This is a genomic window from Pseudomonas sp. UBA7500, assembly GCF_002478435.1.
Taxonomy (GTDB): domain Bacteria; phylum Pseudomonadota; class Gammaproteobacteria; order Pseudomonadales; family Pseudomonadaceae; genus Aquipseudomonas; species Aquipseudomonas palmensis.
On record NZ_DLNW01000022.1, the window covers coordinates 71,866 to 92,235 of the forward strand.

Genomic DNA, 20,370 nt, shown 5'->3' on the forward strand with positions numbered 1-20,370 from the left:
CACCATGAGCACCAGCGCAGCACAGCAAACCAGCAGCACCGAAGGCGAGTACAGCATTCTCGACAACATCATCGCGCAAACCCGCCTGACGCCCGACGATGAAGCCTATGACATTGCCAAGCGCGGCGTGTCGGCCTTCATCGAAGAGCTGCTCAAGCCGCACAACGACGGCGAACCGGTCAAGAAGGCCATGGTCGACCGTATGATCGCCGAGATCGATGCCAAGCTCAGCCGCCAGATGGACGCGATTCTCCACCATCCCGACTTCCAGTCGCTGGAGTCGGCCTGGCGTGGCCTGCAGTTGCTGGTCGACCGCACCAACTTTCGCGAAAACATCAAGATCGAAATTCTCAACGTCTCCAAGCAGGACCTGCTGGACGACTTCGAGGACTCGCCCGAAGTCATGCAGGCCGGTCTCTACAAGCACATCTATACCGCAGAGTACGGCCAGTTCGGTGGTCAACCGGTGGGCGCGATCATCGCCAACTACTTCATGTCGCCCAGCTCCCCCGACGTCAAGCTGATGCAGTACGTCTCCAGCGTCGCGTGCATGTCCCATGCGCCGTTCATCGCCGCTGCCGGTCCGAAGTTCTTCGGCCTCGAAAGCTTCACCGGCCTGCCGGACCTCAAGGATCTCAAGGACCACTTCGAAGGCCCGCAGTTTGCCAAGTGGCAGAGCTTTCGCCAGTCCGAGGACGCGCGCTACATCGGCCTCACCGTGCCGCGCTTCCTGCTGCGCAACCCTTATGACCCGGAGGAAAACCCGGTCAAGTCGTTCGTCTACAAGGAAACCGTGGCCAACAGCCACGAGCACTACCTGTGGGGCAACACCGCCTATGCGTTCGGCACCAAGCTGACCGACAGCTTCGCCAAGTTCCGCTGGTGCCCGAACATCATCGGCCCGCAGAGCGGTGGCGCGGTGGAAGACCTGCCGCTGCACCACTTCGAAAGCATGGGCGAGATCGAGACCAAGATCCCCACCGAAGTGCTGGTGTCGGACCGCCGCGAGTACGAGCTGGCCGAGGAAGGCTTCATTTCCCTGACCATGCGCAAGGGCAGTGACAACGCCGCGTTCTTCTCCGCCAGTTCGGTGCAGAAACCCAAGTTCTTCGGCATCAGCGCCGAGGGCAAGGCCGCCGAGCTGAACTACAAGCTCGGTACCCAGCTGCCGTACATGATGATCGTCAACCGCCTGGCCCACTACCTCAAGGTACTGCAGCGCGAGCAGCTGGGCTCGTGGAAGGAGCGCACCGACCTGGAGTTGGAACTCAACAAGTGGATCCGCCAGTACGTGGCCGACCAGGAGAACCCGAGCGCCGAGGTGCGTGGGCGTCGTCCGCTGCGCGCGGCCCAGATCATCGTCAGCGATGTGGAAGGGGAGCCGGGTTGGTACCGGGTCAGCCTCAACGTGCGCCCGCACTTCAAGTACATGGGCGCCGACTTCACCCTGTCGCTGGTCGGCAAGCTGGATAAAGAGTAAGCGGGGGCGCGTACATGAGCGGATATGGCAGCCTTTTCGAGCGTCTGGGCGGCGAAGCCGACAAGCGTCGCGGCTGGAGCCGCGAGAGGGCTGCCATGGCCTCGGTGGCGGTGCACCTGGGCAAGATGCTCAGTACCCGTGCGGGCAGCGTGCAGACGCTGCCCGATTACGGGCTGGCAGACCTCAATGACATGCGCCTGAGCCTGCATGACGCGCTGAGCCAGGCGCGTCAGGCCATCGAGCAGTTCATCGAAGCCTACGAACCGCGCCTGACCAATGTGCGCGTGGTGTCGCTGCCGCGTGATCACGATCAGCTCAAGCTGGCTTTCAGCATCGAAGGCCTGCTTGAGCTGGACGGGATCAAGCGTCAGGTCAGCTTTTCCGCGCGCCTGGAGGGCGGCGGGCAGGTGCAGGTCAACTGAGACGCGCACCGCGCTGTCGTCTCGCGAACAGGACGTTCCTGAGCATGCAAAACAGGTAACCGAGCATGTCCTTCAATCATTACTACCAGAGCGAGCTCACCGCGTTGCGCCAGCTGGGGCGACGCTTTGCCGAGCGCAGCCCGGCCCTGGCGCCGTTTCTGGGGCAGGCCGGGCGCGACCCGGACGTGGAGCGGCTGCTCGAGGGCTTTGCCTTCCTCACCGGGCGCCTGCGCCAGAAGCTCGATGACGAACTGCCCGAGCTGAGCCATTCGCTGATGCAGTTGCTGTGGCCCAACTACATGCGCCCGCTGCCGGCGTTCAGCATCCTGCAGTTCGACCCGCTGGGCCAGTCCGGCCCGCCCTTGCGGGTGGCGCGCGATACACCGGTCGAGAGCCAGCCGATCGATGAGGTGCGCTGCCGTTTTCGCACCTGCTACCCCACCGATGTCATGGCCCTGGACCTCACCGCGCTCAATTACTCGGTAAAGGGTGATGGGGCGCTGCTCAGCCTGCGCCTGGAGATGAGCTGCGACGGGCATGTCGGCGAGCTGGAACTGAGCCGCCTGCGCCTGCACCTGGCAGGCGAGCGCTACATCAGCCAGATGCTCTACCTGTGCCTGCTGCGCAACGTGGAAGGCATCGAGCTGGTGCCACTGGGGGGCGATGGCAAGCCGCTGGTGCGCGCCAGTGGCGAGAACGTGACAGTGCGCCTGGCTGGCAACCGTATCCAGCCGGTCGGCTTCGCCGAGGAAGAGGCGCTGATTCCCTACCCGCTGAACACCTTTCGCGGTTACCGCTACCTGCAGGAGTACTTCGCCTTCCAGGACAAGTTCCTGTTCGTCGACCTTGACGGCCTGGAGGCACTCAAGTCCCTGGGCACGGAAACCCTCAAGCAGATGCGCGGGCTGGAGATACGTTTCGACATCCGCAGGGGCGGCATCCAGCGCATGCGCCCCACGCTGGACAACGTCAAGCTGTACTGCACCCCTATCGCCAACCTGTTCCAGCACGATGCCCTGCCGATTCGCCTGGATGGCAAGCAGGACGAATACCTGCTGCTGCCCGCCGAGTACGACCTGGAGAACTGCGGGGTGTTCTCGGTGCACAGCGTGACCGGCTGGAAGCCCGGCGGCGTGGGCTACCAGGCCTATGTGCCGTTCGAGTCGTTCGAGCACGACCCCAGTTTCGACGTGCCGCAGACCAGCCCGCACTACAGCATTCGCCAGCGCTCCTCGCTGTTGCATGACGGCCTGGACACCTACCTGAGCTTCGGAATACGCGATACCCGCACCCACGAGACGCTGTCCATCGAGCTCACCTGCACCAACCAGAACCTGCCGCGCCGGCTCAAGCTGGGTGATATCGACCAGCCGTCCGAGCAGACCCCGGAGTTCCTCACCTTCCGCAACATCACCCCGGTCACGGCCAGCTACGCACCGCCCCTGAACCGGGATTTCCTGTGGAAGCTGATCAGCAACATGTCGCTCAACTACCTGTCGCTGGCCAACGTCGATGCGCTCAAGGTGATCCTGGAAACCTACGACTTGCCGCGCTACTACGACCAACATGCCGAGAAGGTCAGCAAGCGCCTGCTCGGCGGGCTCAAGTCGATCCGTCACGAGCATGTCGACCGATTGCACCGCGGCCTGCCCCTGCGCGGGCTGCGCACCGAACTGACCATCGACCCGCAAGGCTACATCGGCGAAGGCGACCTGTTCGTGTTCGCCTCGGTGCTCAACGAGTTCTTTGCCCTTTATGCCAGCCTCAACTCGTACCACGAGTTGCGGGTCAGAAGTACCCAGGGAGAGGTGTACCAATGGACACCACGTATGGGCCTGCAGCCCCTGCTTTGAGCGGGCTGAGCCACGCAATACGCGAATACTCGCTGTTTCAGGCCGTGCTGCTGGTCATCGACCGGCTGCGCGAGTTCCATCCGCACCTGAGCGAAGAGGAGCTGTACGACCAGCTGGAGTTCCAGGCCAATCCGAGCCTGGGCTTTCCGGGCAGCGACGTCGATCGCGTCGAGTTCTTCGACGACCGCGGGCAGATGCGTGCACGCCTGCGTTTCAACCTGATCGGCCTGTGCGGCGCCAGCTCGCCGCTGCCGGCGTTCTACGTGGAGCAGGCGCTGGGCGATGGCGAGGACGGCAACACGACCCGGCAGTTTCTCGACGTGTTCCACCATCGGCTACAGCGCCTGATGCTGCCCATCTGGCGCAAGTACCGTTATCGCGCACGCTTCCAGAGCGGGGCAATGGACCCATTCTCGGCGCAGCTGTTCGCCCTGATCGGGCTGGGTGGCGAGCACATTCGCGAGGCCCGCGAACTGAACTGGAAGCGCCTGTTGCCCTACCTGGGCCTGCTGAGCCTGCGTGCCCACTCGGCGGCATTGATCGAGGCGGTGCTGCGCTACTACTTCAAGCATGCGCAGCTGGTCATCGAGCAGTGCATCGAACGTCGCGTGGTCATCCTGCAGGAGCAGTGCAATCGCCTGGGGCGCGCCAACAGCCTGCTGGGCGAGGACGTGGTGCTGGGCGAGCGGGTGCGTGATCGCAACGGCAAGTTCCGCATCCACATCACCCAGCTCGACTGGCAGCGCTTTCACGAGTTCCTGCCGATCGGCTTCGGCTATCAGCCGCTGTGTGCCCTGGTGCGTTTCACCCTGCGCGACCCGCTGGACTACGACATCCGCCTGGTGCTGCGCCAGGAAGAGATTCGCGAGCTGCGTATCGGCCAGGACAACGCCTGCCGTCTGGGATGGACGAGTTGGCTCGGTCACGAACGCGCCGATGGCGTGGTGACCCTGGGAAGCAAAATTCATTAAGGACCGATGGACATGATCACCGTAGACCTGCAACAACTCATCCAGGCGCTGGACGCCGACACCCGTCGTGACCTGGAGCGCTGCGCCGAACGTTGCGTGGCACGTGGCGGCAGCAGGATCCTGGTCGAGGACCTGCTGCTGGAACTGCTCGATCGCCCCGAAGGCCTTCTTGAACGGGCCTTGCACGACGCCGACGTGGCGCCGGGCGAACTGCGCGCCACCTTGCAGGTGCAGCTTGAACACAGCGCTTCGCGCAACCCGGTGTTCGCCCCCGAACTGGTGCAGTGGCTGCAGGATGCGCTGCTGGTGGCCAACCTCGAACTGGGCAGCAGCCAGGTAGAACAGGCTGCGCTGATCCTGGCGCTGCTGCGCAACCCCGTGCGCTATGCCGGCAGCCATTACCAGCCGCTGCTGGCCCGCCTGAACATCGAGCGCCTCAAGGGCTTCGCCCTGGCGTCCCGGCCGGTTGCAGCGCAGGGTGCCGCGGGCGGCCAGGGCGAGTCGATGCTGCAGCGCTTTACCCACAACCTCACGCAGCAGGCCCGCGACGGCCGACTCGACCCGGTACTGTGCCGCGATCAAGCGCTGCGCCAGATGATCGACATCCTTGCCCGGCGGCGCAAGAACAACCCCATCGTGGTGGGTGAGGCCGGTGTGGGCAAGACCGCCATCGTCGAGGGCCTGGCGCTGCGCATTGCCGCCGCCGAAGTGCCGCCGGCACTGCGCGGGGTAGAGCTGCTGGCGCTGGACATGGGCCTGCTGCAGGCCGGCGCCAGCGTCAAGGGCGAGTTCGAGCGACGCCTCAAGGGCGTGATCGACGAGGTCAAGGCCGCGCCCCGACCGGTCATCCTGTTTATCGATGAAGCCCACACCCTGATCGGTGCGGGCGGCAACGCCGGCGGTTCGGATGCGGCCAACCTGCTCAAGCCTGCACTGGCGCGGGGCGAGCTGCGCACCATCGCCGCCACCACCTGGAGCGAGTACAAGAAGTACTTCGAGAAGGACCCGGCCCTGGCCCGGCGCTTTCAGCCGGTACAACTGCACGAGCCGACAGCGGACGAGGCGGTGACCATCCTGCGCGGCCTGGCCCAGGTGTATGAGAAGAGTCACGGTATCTACCTGCGCGATGATGCGGTGGTGGCGGCGGCGCACATGTCGGCGCGCTACCTGGCCGGGCGACAGTTGCCGGACAAGGCGGTCGATGTGCTCGACACCGCCTGTGCCCGGGTGCGCATCAGCCTGGCCGCCGCGCCGCAACGCCTGGAACGCCTGCGTGCCTCGCTGGCCGAGGGCGAGCGGCAGGTGCAGGCGCAGCAGCGCGACGCCGAAGCCGGTGTGGCCATAGACCAAGAGGCGCTGCACCTGTTGCAGGCGCAACTGCGCAGCGACCAGGCCGACCAGCGGGCCGTGCAGGCGCGCTGGGAACAGCAGCGCGCGCTGGCCGAGCAGGTGCTGGACCTGCGCCGGCAGTTGGCCGAAGCCCGCGAGCAGGGCAATGCACGGGATGACGTGGCCGTACTGCAGGCCAGCCTGGAGACCACCCGCAGCCTGCTGGAAGCGGCGCAGGCCGAAGAGCGCCTGGTCAGCTTCGAAGTGTGCCCGCGCCTGGTGGCCGAAGTGATCAGTGCCTGGACCGGCGTGCCGCTGGAGCAACTGGCCCGCGAGCACAACGCCAGGATCATGCGCTTTGCCGAAGACCTGCGTGCGCGCATCCGTGGTCAGGAGCAGGCCGTGCAGGCACTGGACCGTTCGATGCGGGCCAACGCAGCCGGCCTGGCAAAGCCCGATGCGCCGGTCGGGGTGTTCCTGCTGGTGGGGCCCAGTGGCGTGGGCAAGACCGAAACGGCCCTGGCCCTGGCCGACCTGCTGTATGGCGGCGAGCGCTTCATCACCACCATCAACATGTCCGAGTTCCAGGAGAAGCACACCGTGTCGCGGCTGATCGGCGCGCCGCCCGGTTACGTCGGCTATGGCGAGGGCGGCATGCTCACCGAGGCGGTGCGCCAGAAGCCCTATTCCGTGGTGCTGCTGGATGAGGTCGAGAAGGCCGACCCGGACGTGCTGAACCTGTTCTACCAGATCTTCGACAAGGGCGTGGCCAACGACGGCGAGGGGCGCGAAATCGACTTTCGCAACACCCTGATCCTGATGACCTCCAACCTGGCCAGCGAGCAGATCGCGAGCCTTTGCCAAGGCGCCGAACGGCCCTCTGCCGAGCAACTGGAACAGGCCATACGGCCCGCCTTGAGCAGGCATTTCAAACCGGCCTTGCTGGCGCGCATGCGTGTGGTGCCGTACTACCCGGTGAGCGGCCCGGTGCTGCGCGAGCTGGTCGAGATCAAGTTGCAGCGCTTTGGCCAGCGGCTGCTGCGCCGGCAACTGGGTTTCACCTATGCCCCGGCGCTGGTCGAGCACCTGGCCGAGCGTTGCACCCAGGGCGACAGCGGCGCGCGGCTGATCGACCACCTGCTCGACCTGCACCTGATGCCGCAGGTGGCTGACCGGCTGCTGGCAGCAATGGCGGCCGGGGAGTCGTTGCAGCAGGTGCATGCCACGCTCGATGGCGATGCGGGCGTGAGGTGCGAGTTTGCCTGAGGTGGGGGTGATGTTCACCCACGTGCCGCAGCCCTTGCGCTATGCCGAAGCCCTGTTGACGCACTTCGCCAGCCTGTCGCGTACGGGCCGGGAACCCGCGCTGCAGGAGCGCTTCGTGCAGGCGGTGGCCGAGCTCAGCGGTTGCGAGCTCAGTCAGCTGTACCTGCTCGATGCCACCCACACTTCGCTGAGCCTTGCCGCCGAATGGCTGGGCGGGGCCTTGCAGCCGCGTGCTGCCGCCAGCGTGCCGGTGGATTACAACGGCGAGCAACTGCTGCAGTTCGCGCTGTGCCAGAACCGTTCGGTAAGCCTTGCCGACCTGCCCGCCAGCCTGCTCGACACCAGTTTCCTGCCGGTGCTGCACAGCCCCTGGCAGTCGCTGCTGTGCGTACCGCTGCTCAACCCGCACCAGGCCATCGCCGGCCTGCTGCTGTGTGCCAGCCGCACCAGCGTCGACCTGGGCGGCTTTGCCCAGTCGCTGGGACAGCTGGGGGCGTTCGTGCTGGTGCAAATGGAGTTGCTGCAACGCCTGCACCAGCCCGAGGTGGCGCCGGCGCCGCTGCCCGCCACGCGCGCAGGCGCCACCGACTACGGGCTGATCGGCAACAGCGCCGCGATGCGCCAGGCCTACCAGCTGATCAGCAAGGTGCTGCACAGCCCCTACACCGTCCTGCTGCTGGGCGAGACCGGCACCGGCAAGGAGGTCGTGGCCCGGGCGATTCACGACTACGGCCCGCGCGGTACCCGGCCGTTCGTGGTGCAGAACTGTGCGGCCCTGCCGGAGAACCTGCTGGAGAGCGAACTGTTCGGGTATCGACGGGGCGCCTTCACCGGCGCATTGCGCGACCGCCCTGGCCTGTTCGATGCCGCCCACGGCGGCACCCTGCTGCTCGACGAGATCGGCGACATGCCGCTGTCGCTGCAGGCCAAGCTGCTGCGCGTGCTGCAGGAGGGCGAGATCCGCCCGCTGGGTTCCAACGACACCCACACCATCGATGTGCGCATCATCGCCGCCACCCACCGCGACCTGGCGGTGCTGGTCAGCGAAGGGCGCTTTCGCGAAGACCTGTACTACCGCCTGGCGCAGTTCCCCATCGAGTTGCCGGCCCTGCGTCAGCGCGGCGGCGATGTGCCAGTGCTGGCCCGGCATTTCTCTGCCAAGGCCTGCGAGTTTCTGGGGCGCAAGCCCCTGCAGTGGTCGCCGGCGGCACTGGCCTACCTCGACGGGCTCGCCTGGCCGGGCAACGTGCGTGAACTCAAGGGCCTGGTGGAGCGCGCGGTGTTGCTGTGCGACGGCGAGTGCCTGCTGCCTGAGCATGTTGCCCCGGCCAGCGAAGTACCGTCGGGGGACAGCGGGCTGAACCTGCGTGATCGCCTTGAAAACGTGGAGCGCCACTGGCTGCTCGACTGCCTGCGCAAGAACGCCGGCAACCAGACCCTGGCCGCACGCGAGCTGGGCCTGCCGCGGCGCACCCTGCTGTACCGCCTGGGGCGGCTGAACATCAACCTTGGCGAGTTCGAAGGTTGAGCGGCCATGGCGAGCAATGCTGCATTTTCCCTTACAACCGTGCGCTGCCCCCGGCGGGCGGCGCCCCGTGCAATGCCCACCGATGGAGATCTGCAAATGTCTGTTCGTCACTGGCCCGCCTTGCTGCTGGCGCTGATCGTGCTCAGCGGCCTGGGCGGCTGTAGCGGCAATTACAAATTCAACGACGACACCTATCGCCCGCTGGGCGATCCGCAGGCAGCCAACCGCGGCAAGTGAGTGCAAGGAGCATCAACATGGAACTGGTTCTTGAAACGCAGGGACGCAGCAAGACCTTCACCCGTGCAGGCGGCGTGATCGGGCGCGACGAGGCGTGCGACTGGGTCATCAGCGACCCGCAGCGGCATGTCTCCAAGCGACATGCGCTGGTCACCTGTCAGGAGGGCGTGTTCTTCCTCACCGACATCAGCAGCAACGGCACCCGCGACGGACGCAGCGGTGCGCAGCTGCGCAAGGGGCAGGCGCAGCGAATCGAGCAGGACAGCGTGTACCTGCTGGGCGGTTTCGAGGTGCGCGCGCGCCTGGTCACCCGCACCGCAGCCGACGTCGAGGTCGGCCTGCCCAGCGCCGCGGGCAGCATCATCCCTGACGACGCCTTTCTTGAGCTGGACCCGTTCCATGCCCTCGACCAGCAGGACGTCGAGCCTTCACCCCTCGACGCACTGAGTGCACTCGACACGGTTGCACCGGTGGCCCGCCAGCGCCCCGACTACGCGCGCATAGACATGGAAAGCCTGCTGGTACCCAACCTGGTGGCGCAGCCCGAACCCGACGACGAACCACAGGCGGCGCCGGCACCAGCGTGTAACGAACGGTTCTGGGCAGCCTTTGGCACCGCCCTCGGGGTCGATCTGGGCGGGCTCGACCCTGGCGCCCGTGAAGCCCTGGCGATCAAGGCGGCCGGCCTGCTCAAGCAGAGCATCGGCGGCGTGCAGCAAAGCCTGCGCACCCGCAGCGAACTGAAGAACGAGTTGCGCCTGGCCCTGACCACCTCCCACCGCGCCAGCCACAACCCGTTGAAGTCGAGCGCCGATGCCGGCCAGGCGCTGGGCCTGTTGCTGCACCCGGCCGCGCCCGGCCAGCTCCCTGCGAGCCAGGCACTGACCCAGGCCTACCGCGACCTGCAGGCGCATCAGGTGGCGATGCTGACGGCCTGTCGCGCTGCGCTGCAGGGTGTGCTTGAGCACTTTTCGCCACGCCAGCTGGGCCTGCAGTTCGAGCGCGGCCGGGCACCGCTGCTGCGGACTGCCGGCAGCCAATGGCGCGCCTACGTGCGCTACCACCAGGCCCTTGGCCAGGACGATGAATGGAGCGAGCGCCTGCTGGCGCGCGACTTCGCCCAGGCCTACGCCGAACAGGTTCGCCTGATCGGCACCCTTCACACCGACGCTCAAGGATGATCCCCATGCTGCGCTGCAAGACCTTTCTCTCCGCCGGCCTGATGGCGCTGGCGCTGTTGCTGGCCGGTTGCTTCGCGCTGTCGCCGTACTCGGAACTGACCAAGCTGCAACTGACCCTCGACGCCGGTGACCAGCTCAACCCGGACCTCAATGGCCGGCCCTCGCCGATCGTGGTGCGCCTGTTCGAACTCAAGCACCCGGTGGCCTTCGAGCATGCCGACTTCTTCAGCCTGTACGAGCGGGCCAAGGAATCCCTGGCGCCAGACCTGGTGGTCAGCGAAGAGCTGGAGCTGCGCCCCGGTGAGCACGTGACGCTGCGCCTGAGCGTGGAACCTGGCAGCCGCTACGTCGGCGTGCTGGCGGCCTACCGCGACCTGGAGCAGACCCAGTGGCGCTACGTGGTCCAGATCACCCCGCAGGCACTCAACAGCGCCAGCCTGACGCTGGACCAGGCCGGCATTCGCAACAGCAACGCCACACTGGCCCGGACGGAAAACTGATCATGCATGTGCACAAAGTCATTTGGCAGGAAGGCATGCTGCTGCGTCCGCAGCACTTCCAGCACAACGATCGCTACTACGACTACCAGATGAAAACCCGCACCCAGCTGCTGGGCAGCTACAACTGGGGTTTTCTCAGCCTGGAGATCGACCAGCAGTTCCTGAGCATGGGCAAGCTGGTGGTCAGCCAGGCCAGCGGCGTGCTGCCCGACGGCAGCCTGTTCGAACTCAGCAGCAACATCGAGCCGCTGGCCCTGGACATACCGCCCAACACCGGCAACACGCCGGTGTACCTGGCACTGCCGTTGGTGACCGGCAACCACATCGAGACCCGGCGACTGGAGCAGTCCGATGTGCTGGCGCGCTACATCGCCTACGAGACCCCGGTCAGCGACTCCAACGCCGGTGACGACATCAACAGCGACATCAGCTGTGCACGGCCGGACTTTCGCCTGCTGCTGGGCGAGCAGCAGGGCGATCAGGCCTACGTCAAGCTCAAGCTGTGCGCCGTGCTCGACACCACCCCGGACGGCGTGATCAGCCTGGACCCCGAGTTCGTGCCGACCTTCATTCACACCCACGCTTCAAGCTACCTGCTGTCGTGCCTCAAGGAGGTGATCAGCATGCTCGGCCACCGTGGCGACACCATTGCCGAGCGCATCCGTTCCAACGGCAAGGTCGGCGGCGCGGAGGTGGGCGACTTCATGATGCTGCAACTGATCAATCGCACCGAACTGCTGCTGCGTCACTACCTGGGCCTGGACCAGCTGCACCCCGAGGAGCTGTACCGCACCCTGCTGACCATGCTGGGGGACCTGGCGACCTTCGCCAGCGACACCAAGCGCCCGCGTACCGACAGCCGTTATCAGCACAGCGACCAGGGCGCGAGCTTTCGCCGGCTGATGGACGGCATACGCGAGGTGCTGTCGATGGTGCTGGAACAGCACGCCATCGAACTGGACCTGCAAACCCGCCAGTACGGCATCCTGGTGGCCGCCGTGCACGACCAGACGCTGCTCGCCTCGGCCTCGTTCGTACTGGCCGCCAGCGCCAACTGCGACAGCGAGACCCTGCGCACGCGCCTGCCCTCGCACCTCAAGGTCGGCCCGGTGGAACGTATCCGGCAACTGGTCAACCTGCACCTGCCTGGCATCAAGGTGGTGCCGTTGCCGGTGGCGCCGCGGCAGATCCCGTTCCATTCCAACAAGACCTACTTCCTGCTCGAATTCAACGCCGAAGACCAGGCCCTGCTGGAGCGCTCCGGTGGTTTTGCCTTCCACGTCTCGGGCGAGTTCGCCGAGCTCGAACTGAAATTCTGGGCCATCAGGAACTGACCGCATGCACAAGGACATCGAACACCGTCAGGACGACAAGACCGTGCTGGTGGACCGCCAGGGCCAGGCGCCCAGGCAGGTTCCGCTGACCGATGGGTTGGCCACGCCGCGCCTGGAGCAACTGGAAGACCGGATGATCTACTCGGCTCGCCTGGGCCCGGCCGAGGCCATCAACATCAGCCTCAACACCCTGGTGGCAGCCGCCTCGGACCTGCTCTCGCACGTGGTGCGGCTCAAGCACAGCGACAGCCGCGAAGACCTCGACGCCCTCAACCAGACCCTCACCCATGGCATCAAGCTGTTCGAGGCCCATGCGCTGCACAACGGCGCCGAGCCCAGCCAGGTGATGACCGCGCGCTACGTGCTGTGCTCGGTGCTCGACGAGGCCGTGGTCACCACCTCCTGGGGCAACGAGAGCGAGTGGGCGCAGATGAGCCTGCTCAGCACCTTTCACAACGAGACCTTCGGTGGCGAGAAGTTCTTCCAGCTGCTCGATCGTCTGTCGAAGAACCCGGTCAAGCATCTGCCGATGCTGGAGCTCATGTACCTGTGCCTGTCGCTGGGGTTCGAGGGCAAGTACCGCGTGATGGTGCGCGGCATGCTCGAACTCGAAGGGATTCGCGACGCCTTGTTCCGCCAGGTGCGGCAACTGCGCGGGGATGCCCCGCGCGAACTTTCGCCGCAGTGGGAAGGGCTCAACGACCAGCGTCGCAGCCTGGTGCGGGTGGTGCCGTGGTGGATGGTCACGCTGTTCGCGCTGATCTGCCTGGTGGTGATGTATTCGGGGTTCGCCTGGGTGTTGGGTGAGCAGCGCGAGGCCGTGCTGCAACCTTTTCAGCAGCTTGACCCGGAAACGGTCCAGGCGCAGCAGTAGAACAGGGACGTGTGATGAAAAACTTCTTCAAGAAAGTCGGCGATTTTTTGCGCAAAACGTGGGTATGGACGCTGTTGCTGGTGTTGTCGCTGGTACTGCTGGTGTGGTTCGTGGGGCCGCTGCTGGCAGTCGACGACCACCGCTTCTGGGCCTCGGCCACCTCGCGCCTGCTGACCATCAGTGCGCTGTTCCTGTGCTGGGGGCTGGGCATGGTGTTCTCCAGTTGGCGCGCCGGGGTGCAGAAAAAGGCTGTCGAAGAGAGCGAGGACGGCCAGGAACGCCTGCGCCGTGAAGCGCGCATCGATGAGGACCACAAGGAACTGCGCAGCCGCTTCAGCGAGGCGTTGCGTACGCTCAAGGGCTCTAGCCTGTATGGCGGGCGCAGCGAGCGCTGGCGCAACGACCTGCCCTGGTACTTGCTGATCGGCCCCCAGGGCAGTGGCAAGACCAGCCTGCTGGACTTTTCCGGCCTGGAGTTTCCGCTCAACAAACTGGACCGCCAACTCACCCGCGACACCCGCGGTACGCGCCATTGCGACTGGTATTTTGCCGACCACGCGGTGTTGATCGACACCGCCGGACGCTACCTGACCCAGGAAACCGCCGAGGTCGACGCCAGTGCCTGGCGTACCCTGCTCAATCTGCTGCGTCGACGCAGCCGCAGCCGGCCGCTCAACGGCGTGCTGGTCAGCGTGCCGGTCGAGCTGCTGCGCAGTGGCGACGAGAAGGGCCTGGAAAACCTGGCGCGCCAGGTCCATGCGCGACTGCAGGAAATCCAGCAGACCCTGCATGTTCAGGTGCCGGTGTACCTGGTGCTGAGCAAGGCCGACCAGTTGCAGGGCTTCGACGATTTCTTCGACCAGCTCAGCCGTGAAGAAAGCGACCAGGTACTGGGCAGCACCTTCACCAAGGCGCAGAACGGCACCGATGTGGCCGTGCTGCGCCAGGCCTTCGAGGCGCTGCTGCGGCGCCTCAACAGCCAGGTGATCATGCGCATGCACCACGAGCGCGATACACAGCGGCGCGCGCGCATCCTCGACTTCCCGCACCAGCTGGCGCAGATCGGCGAGCAGCTGTGCCTGTTCGTCGACATCGCCTTCACCGGCAATCGCTACCAGCGCGCCAGCCAGCTTCGCGGGTTCTACCTCACAAGTGCGCCGCACCTTGTCCAGCAGCTGGACCCGGACACCGCCAGCATCGGGGCCAGCCTGGGCCTGCCCAGCACGGTGCTACCCACCTTGCGCAGCGGGCGTTCGCGGTTCATCCATCACCTGCTCAGCCGGGTCATCTTCCCCGAGGCCGACCTGGCCGGCCTCGACCAGCGCGAGCGGCGACGCATCGACTGGGGGCAGCGCGCACTGTATGTCGGCGCGCTGGGCGTACTGGTGTGCTGCGGGTTGCTGTGGGCGGGCGGTTTCAGTGCCAACCACGACCGCCTCGAGCAACTGCGCGGGCTCGGTCAGGTGTGGGCCGGGCAGCGTGCAGCGCTGACCCCGCAAAGCGATGCCATGGCCGCGCTCAAGCCGCTGGACAGCAGCTATGCCGCGACCCAGGTATTCCCGCCTTCGGGTGATGCGTCACTGCATGAGCGCCTGGGCCTGTACCAGGGCGAGCAGAGCAATCCGTTGCTTCGCAGTGCCTACGAACAGGACCTGCACACCCAACTGCTGCCACGGGTGGCCAAACAGCTCGAAGGGCAGATTCGTGGCAACCTGCGCGACCGTGAGCGCCTGCTCAACAGCCTGCGTGCCTACTTGATGCTGAGCATGCCCGACCGCCGCGAAGCCGCCTGGCTGCAGGAGTGGGTAGCCGCTGACTGGTCGCGCCGCTACGCGGGCAACACGGCGGTGCAAAACGGGCTCAACGGGCATTTCGAACGCCTGCTGCAACTGCCATTCAGCTACCCGCTGGACCCGCAACTGGTGGCCCAGGCACGCAAGGTGCTGCGCAGCGAATCGCTGGTCAACGTGGTGTACCGGGTACTGCGCGAGCAGGCCAGCAGCCTGCCCGACTACCGCCTCAGCCAGCACCTGGGCCCCCAGGGCGGGCTGTTTTTCGGCACCGACTACGTGATTCCGGGGTTTTACACCCAGCAGGGCTACGAGCAGTATTTCTCGGTACAGGGCTCGACCCTGGTCAGCGAGCTGCTGCGTGACAACTGGGTCCTGGGTGAGGGCAGCGGCATCAGCGACATGGACATGCGCCGCCTGCTGGTAGGATTGGAACAGCTGTACTTTCGCGACTACGCCAACCACTGGAGCGAGGCTGTCGGCCAGGTCGGCCTGCAACCGTTCGGCGATGCCGGCGAGGGCGCCGATCAGCTCGCCGGGCTCACCTCGGCCAACTCGCCGGTACTTCAACTGCTGGTGCAGCTGCGCGACAACACCCGTTTCGAGCCCGTGCCGGGCAGCACCGATGAGCCCGCCGAGGCACCGGCCAGCGACCCGGCCCAGGGGGTCAAGCTGGGCAAGAAGGCCAACACGGCGGTCGCCGTGGCCGGCAAGGTCCAGGGCGCCCTGGCGAGCAAGCCCGCCGTGGCGGCCAAGCCGCTGCCCGACACCGCGAAGAAGTCCCTGCAGCGGCGTTTCGAATCCCTGCATCGGCTGCTGGACGAAAACAATGGCCCCTCCGCCGACCTCACCCCGGCGCTGCAGGCGCTCAACGACCTGCAACTGCAGATGGCCGGCCTCGCGCGCGCCAGCCAGCCGGAGCAGATGGCCTTCGAGCTTGCCAAGACCCGCATGGGGGGCCAGCGCGATGCGCTCAGCGCCCTGCGCAACGCATCCGGGCGTCTGCCGCGACCGCTCAATGGCTGGTTCAACCTGCTGGCCGAAGACAGCTGGCGGCTGGTACTCAACGATGCCTACCAGTACGTCAACGAGCGCTACCAGAGCGAGCTGTACGGCTTCTACGGTGAGTCGATCCAGCAGCGCTACCCGTTCGATGCTCACAGCACCAGTGACGTGGCGATCAACGACTTTCGCGAGTTCTTCAAGGCCCAGGGCATCGCCGAGCGCTTCTTCGACACCTACCTGCGCCCGTTCATCAGCGGCGACCCGGGCAGCTACCGCCTGCGCAGCATCGACGGCCAGAGCCTGCCGATCTCGCGGGTCTACCTGGACCAGATGGCCAGGACCCAGACGATTCGCCAGAGCTTCTTCGCCGAGAACCCGGCGCAGCCGCAGGTGCAGTTCAGGCTCGAGCCCTACACCCTGGACTCGGCGGTGAGCCGCGCCGAGTTCCGCTTTGGCGATCGGCAGCTGGACTATCGCCACGGCCCGGTGGTGCCCATGACCTTCAACTGGCCGACCGATGCCCAGGACGGTCGCGCAAGCCTGGTGCTCGAACGCATGGTCGAGCGCCCGATCGGCATCGAGAAGAACACCGGGCCGTGGTCGCTGTTCCGCCTGTTCGACCTGATGCAGACCGAGTACCTCAAGGGCCGCGACGTGCTGGTGCTCAAGGCCGAAGTGGGCGGGCTGCGGGCCAACTACCTGCTCAGCAGCCAGCGTGCGCCCAACCCTTTCGACGTTGGCGTGTTACGCGGCTTTCGTCTACCGGGGTCGCTCTAGATGCAGGTTGGAGCACGCTGGCGCAGCGCGGCGCGCACGGATGCTGGCAAGGTGCGCATGCGCAACGAGGACGCCTTTCTGGAGTGCCCGGCGCAGGGCCTGTGGGTGGTGGCCGATGGCATGGGCGGCTACCGCGGTGGCGACCTGGCCAGCCAGCTGATCGTCGCCAGCCTGGCCGAGTTGCCGGCCCATGGCAGTTTTGACGAGCGCCTGGAAGGGGTGCGCGGGTGCCTGCATTGGATCAACCGGCGCCTTGGCCAGGAACTGACCGTCACGGATGCACATCACGACAGCATCATGGGCAGCACGGTGGTGGCGCTGCTGCTCGAGGGCGAGCGTGCGGCGTGCATCTGGGCCGGCGACAGCCGCTGCTACCTGTGGCGCCAGCAGCGTCTTTACCAGCTGTCACGCGACCATTCGTTGCAGCAGCAGTTGATCGACCAGCGCCAGATGAGCGCGGAGCAGGCGCGGGCGCAACCGGGCGCTCGCGCCCTGACCCGCGCCCTTGGCGCCAGCGAGCAGCTGACCCTGGAGGTGCTGGAGCTGCAGGTATACCCGGGCGATGCGTTCCTGCTGTGCAGCGACGGCCTGTACCAGGAACTGAGCAGCGATGCCCTGGGCAAGGCGTTGAGCCTGGCGTCGGCGCAGGTCGCGCTGGAGCGTCTGTTCGAATGGGCATTGCGCGGCGCAGCGGGGGACAACCTGACCGCAGTGGTGATTCGCCAATGAGCAGACACCAGCCCGACCTCGGTGCCTTGCTGGCCACCGAATCCCGCGACGCCAACCTCACCTATTTCGCCTTCGTCAACGGCCAGTTGGCCGCCCCGGCGCCCGCTGCGGCCAAGCGCAAGGGGCGCCGCGCAGGCAAGAAAAAGCCGGCGCCGACACCGCCGCTGGTGCCGCTGCCGCAGGTGCTGGCCGGGCGTTATCGGCTCGAACGCCTGCTCGGTGCCGGCGGCATGGGCATGGTCTATCGCGCCCGCGATCTGCTGCGCGAGCAGTTCGGTGACCCGCAGCCCTGTGTGGCGATCAAGCTCGTGAGCGAGGCGCTGGCCGCCTCGCCGGATGCCAACGCGCTGCTGTTCAGCGAGTTTGCCCTGACCCGGCACGTGGCGCACCCGCAGGTGGTCAACCTGTACAGCTTCGAGATCGACCCGCCGAGCCAGCGCGCCTTCATCACCCTGGAGCTGCTGCGTGGGCCTGCACTGGACAAACTGCTGTGCGAGCAACCGCTGGGCCTGCACGGGCAGGCGTTGAACGCGATCGTGTTGCCTCTGCTGGAAGCCCTGGCCTGCTGCCATGCCCGGGGCGTGTTTCACGGTGACCTCAAGCCGAGCAACGTGATGCTCGGCGAAGACGGCGTGCGCCTGTTCGATTTTGGTCTTGGCCAGGCCGACGCCGGTGTGCTTTCGGGGCTGGCCCACCTCAGCCGCGAGCGCTTCAACGCCTGGACGCCCGGCTACGCTGCACCGGAACTGCTGGAACACGGCACGCTGGGTGCGGCGGCGGATATGTATGCGGTGGCCTGCCTGATCTACGAGCTGGCCAGCGGCAAGCATCCCTATCGGCGCCTGCCTTCAACTCAGGCCCGCGCCGAGCAGCTCGATCGCACGCTGACGCGCCCGTCGAACCTGCCCGCGCACTGCTGGCCTGCGCTGAAAATTGCGCTGGCATTCGACCCTGCCCAGCGCACGATCAGTGCGCGGCAACTGCAGGAGGCGCTGGCGTCGAAAGGGGGCTGTTGGGGGCGTGTTTTTTCGCTTTTCAAGCGGTGAAAACCTACCCTGCCGTTTTTACCAACTGCGCAACTTCTTGCGCACTCAAATGTGGATAACCCTGTGCATACATTTCCCTAGGCCTTTGGGATAAAGGCCTACAGACGAGTGCGCAACTTCTTGCACAGTACTGCGCAAGAAGTTGCGCACTTTTTCGGGTTTTCTCGCGTAAAAGTGCTCAAAAAACGTACAGTAAAAACACAAGCTACTGATTAACAACAACTAAATTTAAGTTGGCACGGGTCTTGAACTGTCTCCTTGCAGCCGCACGGCATTTTTCGCCTGTCCGGCTTCACTTTTTGCAAGGAGCAAACCCCCATGGCAACACCTGCCTACATGTCCGTCACCGGCACCAAACAAGGCCTGATCACCGCCGGTGCCTTCACCGCCGATTCGGTCGGCAACACCTACCAGGAAGGCCACGAAGACCAGGTCATGGTCCAGGGCTTCAACCACGAAGTGATCATCCCGCGCGACCCGCAGTCCGGTCAGCCGACCGGCCAGCGCGTGCACAAGCCGGTGGTCATCACCAAGGTCTTCGACAAGGCGTCGCCCCTGCTGCTGGCCGCGCTGACCTCCGGCGAGCGCCTGACCGAAATCGTCATCCACTGGTACCGCACCTCGGCGGCCGGCACCCAGGAGCACTATTTCACCACCAAGCTCGAAGACGCGATCATCGTCGACATCAAGGACTACATGCACAACTGCCAGGACCCGGCCAACGCGCACTTCACCCACCTTGAAGACGTGCACTTCACCTACCGCAAGATCACCTGGACCCACGAAGTGTCCGGTACCTCCGGCTCGGACGACTGGCGCACCCCGGTCGCCGGCTAAGCCTGCGTTAGTTCACTGCCCCGGCCAGCCAGCATGGCCGGCCGGGGCAGCCTGTCACCCCAGTTTTTGCAGCGGGAGGAACATCGGATGTTCTCAGCGGCCAACCAGCCCCATTTCACCCTGACCCTGGACGGGGTCGACAGCGACTTTCAGGTGCTGTCGTTCAGCGGGCGCGAAGCGCTCAGCCAGCCGTTCGAATTCGAACTGGAGCTGGTCAGTGAACGGGCGTCGCTGAACCTCGAATNNGGGCGGCGCCTGTCGCGCTACCGGCTGGTGCTGCGCCCGCAGCTGGCGTACCTGGCACACCGCATCAACCAGCGCATCTTCCAGCACAAGACGGTGCCGCAGATCATCGCCCAGGTGCTCGAAGAGCACGGCATCCTCGCCAGCGACCACCGCTTCGTGCTTGGCGCGGTGTACCCCGAGCGGGTGTACTGCGTGCAGTACGACGAGTCCGACCTGCACTTCATCCAGCGCCTGTGCGAGGAGGAGGGCATCCACTACCACTTCCAGCACAGCCCGCAGGGCCATGCGCTGGTGTTCGGCGACGACCAGACCGTATTCCCCACGCTGGCCTCGGTGGCCTACCAGCAGGACACCGGGCTGGTGGCCGACGTGCCGGTGATCAAGCGCTTCGGCCTGCGCCTGGCCACGCGCACCAGCCGCACCACGCGGCGCGACTACGACTTCACCAAACCGCGCATCCAGCTCGAAAGCGACGCCGACAGCGGTGCTGCGCCGGACCTGGAAGACTACGACTACCCGGCCCGCTTCAGCGACCGCGCGCGCGGCAAGCACCTGGCCACCCGCGCCTTGGAGCGCCACCGCAGCGACTACCGCCTGGCCGAGGGCCGCAGCGACCAGCCGAGCCTGGTCAGCGGGCATTTTCTGAGCCTGACCGAGCATGCCAACCCGGCGTGGAACGACCTGTGGCTTCTGACCGAAGTGCTGCACGAAGGCAAGCAGCCGCAGGTGCTCGAAGAGGTGATCAGCAGCGACGTCACCGACCTCAAGGACGACTTTCACCAGGGCTATCGCAACCGCTTCTGCGCCACGCCGTGGGACGTGCCGTACCGTCCGCCGCTGAGGCATCCCAAGCCACGGGTGCTGGGCTCCCAGCGCGCCGTGGTGACCGGCCCCGAAGGCGAGGAGATCTATTGCGACGAGTACGGCCGGGTCAAGGTGCAGTTCTTCTGGGACCGCGAAGGCCA

General features: G+C 65.9%; 16 protein-coding genes. All 16 read left to right on the plus strand.

The annotated features are described in order from the left end of the window. The first annotated feature begins 4 nt into the window (after window positions 1-4). Window positions 5-1,480: a type VI secretion system contractile sheath large subunit gene (gene tssC, locus B4I46_RS10530; RefSeq protein WP_058540731.1), complete on the plus strand. Its 1,476-nt coding sequence runs from the start codon at window positions 5-7 to the stop codon at window positions 1,478-1,480. Between the two features lie 14 nt (window positions 1,481-1,494). Then, entirely contained in the window at window positions 1,495-1,902 is a 408-nt protein-coding gene (gene tssE, locus B4I46_RS10535) for a type VI secretion system baseplate subunit TssE (protein WP_043860558.1), read from the plus strand. 65 nt (window positions 1,903-1,967) lie between these two features. Next, a complete protein-coding gene (gene tssF, locus B4I46_RS10540) occupies window positions 1,968-3,755 on the plus strand; it encodes a type VI secretion system baseplate subunit TssF (RefSeq protein WP_054916573.1) in 1,788 nt (595 codons plus the stop codon). After that, window positions 3,719-4,726 (plus strand): type VI secretion system baseplate subunit TssG, encoded by a 1,008-nt coding sequence (gene tssG, locus B4I46_RS10545; protein ID WP_043860556.1) that lies wholly within the window; start codon window positions 3,719-3,721, stop codon window positions 4,724-4,726. The genes tssF and tssG overlap by 37 nt, the downstream gene beginning before the upstream one ends. 6 nt (window positions 4,727-4,732) lie before the next feature. Then, window positions 4,733-7,321, plus strand: a complete 2,589-nt coding sequence (tssH, locus tag B4I46_RS10550) for a type VI secretion system ATPase TssH (RefSeq protein ID WP_286900060.1) — start codon at window positions 4,733-4,735, stop codon at window positions 7,319-7,321. A 10-nt stretch (window positions 7,322-7,331) separates the two neighbouring features. Then, on the plus strand, window positions 7,332-8,849 hold the full coding sequence (locus B4I46_RS10555; RefSeq protein ID WP_213606887.1) for a sigma 54-interacting transcriptional regulator: 1,518 nt from the start codon (window positions 7,332-7,334) through the stop codon (window positions 8,847-8,849). 96 nt (window positions 8,850-8,945) lie between these two features. After that, window positions 8,946-9,086 (plus strand): hypothetical protein, encoded by a 141-nt coding sequence (locus B4I46_RS10560; protein WP_058540727.1) that lies wholly within the window; start codon window positions 8,946-8,948, stop codon window positions 9,084-9,086. A gap of 17 nt (window positions 9,087-9,103) precedes the next feature. After that, entirely contained in the window at window positions 9,104-10,267 is a 1,164-nt protein-coding gene (gene tagH, locus B4I46_RS10565) for a type VI secretion system-associated FHA domain protein TagH (RefSeq protein WP_043860552.1), read from the plus strand. A 5-nt stretch (window positions 10,268-10,272) separates the two neighbouring features. After that, entirely contained in the window at window positions 10,273-10,767 is a 495-nt protein-coding gene (gene tssJ / locus B4I46_RS10570) for a type VI secretion system lipoprotein TssJ (RefSeq protein ID WP_286900065.1), read from the plus strand. A gap of 2 nt (window positions 10,768-10,769) precedes the next feature. Further along, on the plus strand, window positions 10,770-12,101 hold the full coding sequence (gene tssK / locus B4I46_RS10575) for a type VI secretion system baseplate subunit TssK (RefSeq protein ID WP_054916577.1): 1,332 nt from the start codon (window positions 10,770-10,772) through the stop codon (window positions 12,099-12,101). Window positions 12,102-12,105: 4 nt separating this feature from the next. Next, complete coding sequence (gene icmH / locus B4I46_RS10580; protein ID WP_058540725.1) at window positions 12,106-12,975, plus strand: type IVB secretion system protein IcmH/DotU; 870 nt, start codon at window positions 12,106-12,108, stop codon at window positions 12,973-12,975. A gap of 14 nt (window positions 12,976-12,989) precedes the next feature. Continuing rightward, window positions 12,990-16,547: a type VI secretion system membrane subunit TssM gene (tssM, locus tag B4I46_RS10585; RefSeq protein ID WP_286900067.1), complete on the plus strand. Its 3,558-nt coding sequence runs from the start codon at window positions 12,990-12,992 to the stop codon at window positions 16,545-16,547. Continuing rightward, complete coding sequence (locus tag B4I46_RS10590; RefSeq protein WP_286900069.1) at window positions 16,548-17,276, plus strand: PP2C family protein-serine/threonine phosphatase; 729 nt, start codon at window positions 16,548-16,550, stop codon at window positions 17,274-17,276. It begins immediately after the preceding gene. Then, the gene (locus B4I46_RS10595) at window positions 17,273-18,322 is read left to right on the plus strand and encodes a serine/threonine-protein kinase (RefSeq protein WP_286900072.1); all 1,050 of its coding nucleotides are present in this window, start codon (window positions 17,273-17,275) and stop codon (window positions 18,320-18,322) included. The genes B4I46_RS10590 and B4I46_RS10595 overlap by 4 nt, the downstream gene beginning before the upstream one ends. 318 nt (window positions 18,323-18,640) lie before the next feature. After that, window positions 18,641-19,159, plus strand: coding sequence for an Hcp family type VI secretion system effector (locus tag B4I46_RS10600; RefSeq protein WP_043859617.1), 519 nt, complete (start codon window positions 18,641-18,643; stop codon window positions 19,157-19,159). Window positions 19,160-19,246: 87 nt separating this feature from the next. Next, the coding region (gene tssI, locus B4I46_RS10605) for a type VI secretion system tip protein TssI/VgrG (RefSeq protein WP_286900075.1) at window positions 19,247-20,370 on the plus strand (1,124 nt) is incomplete at its 3' end.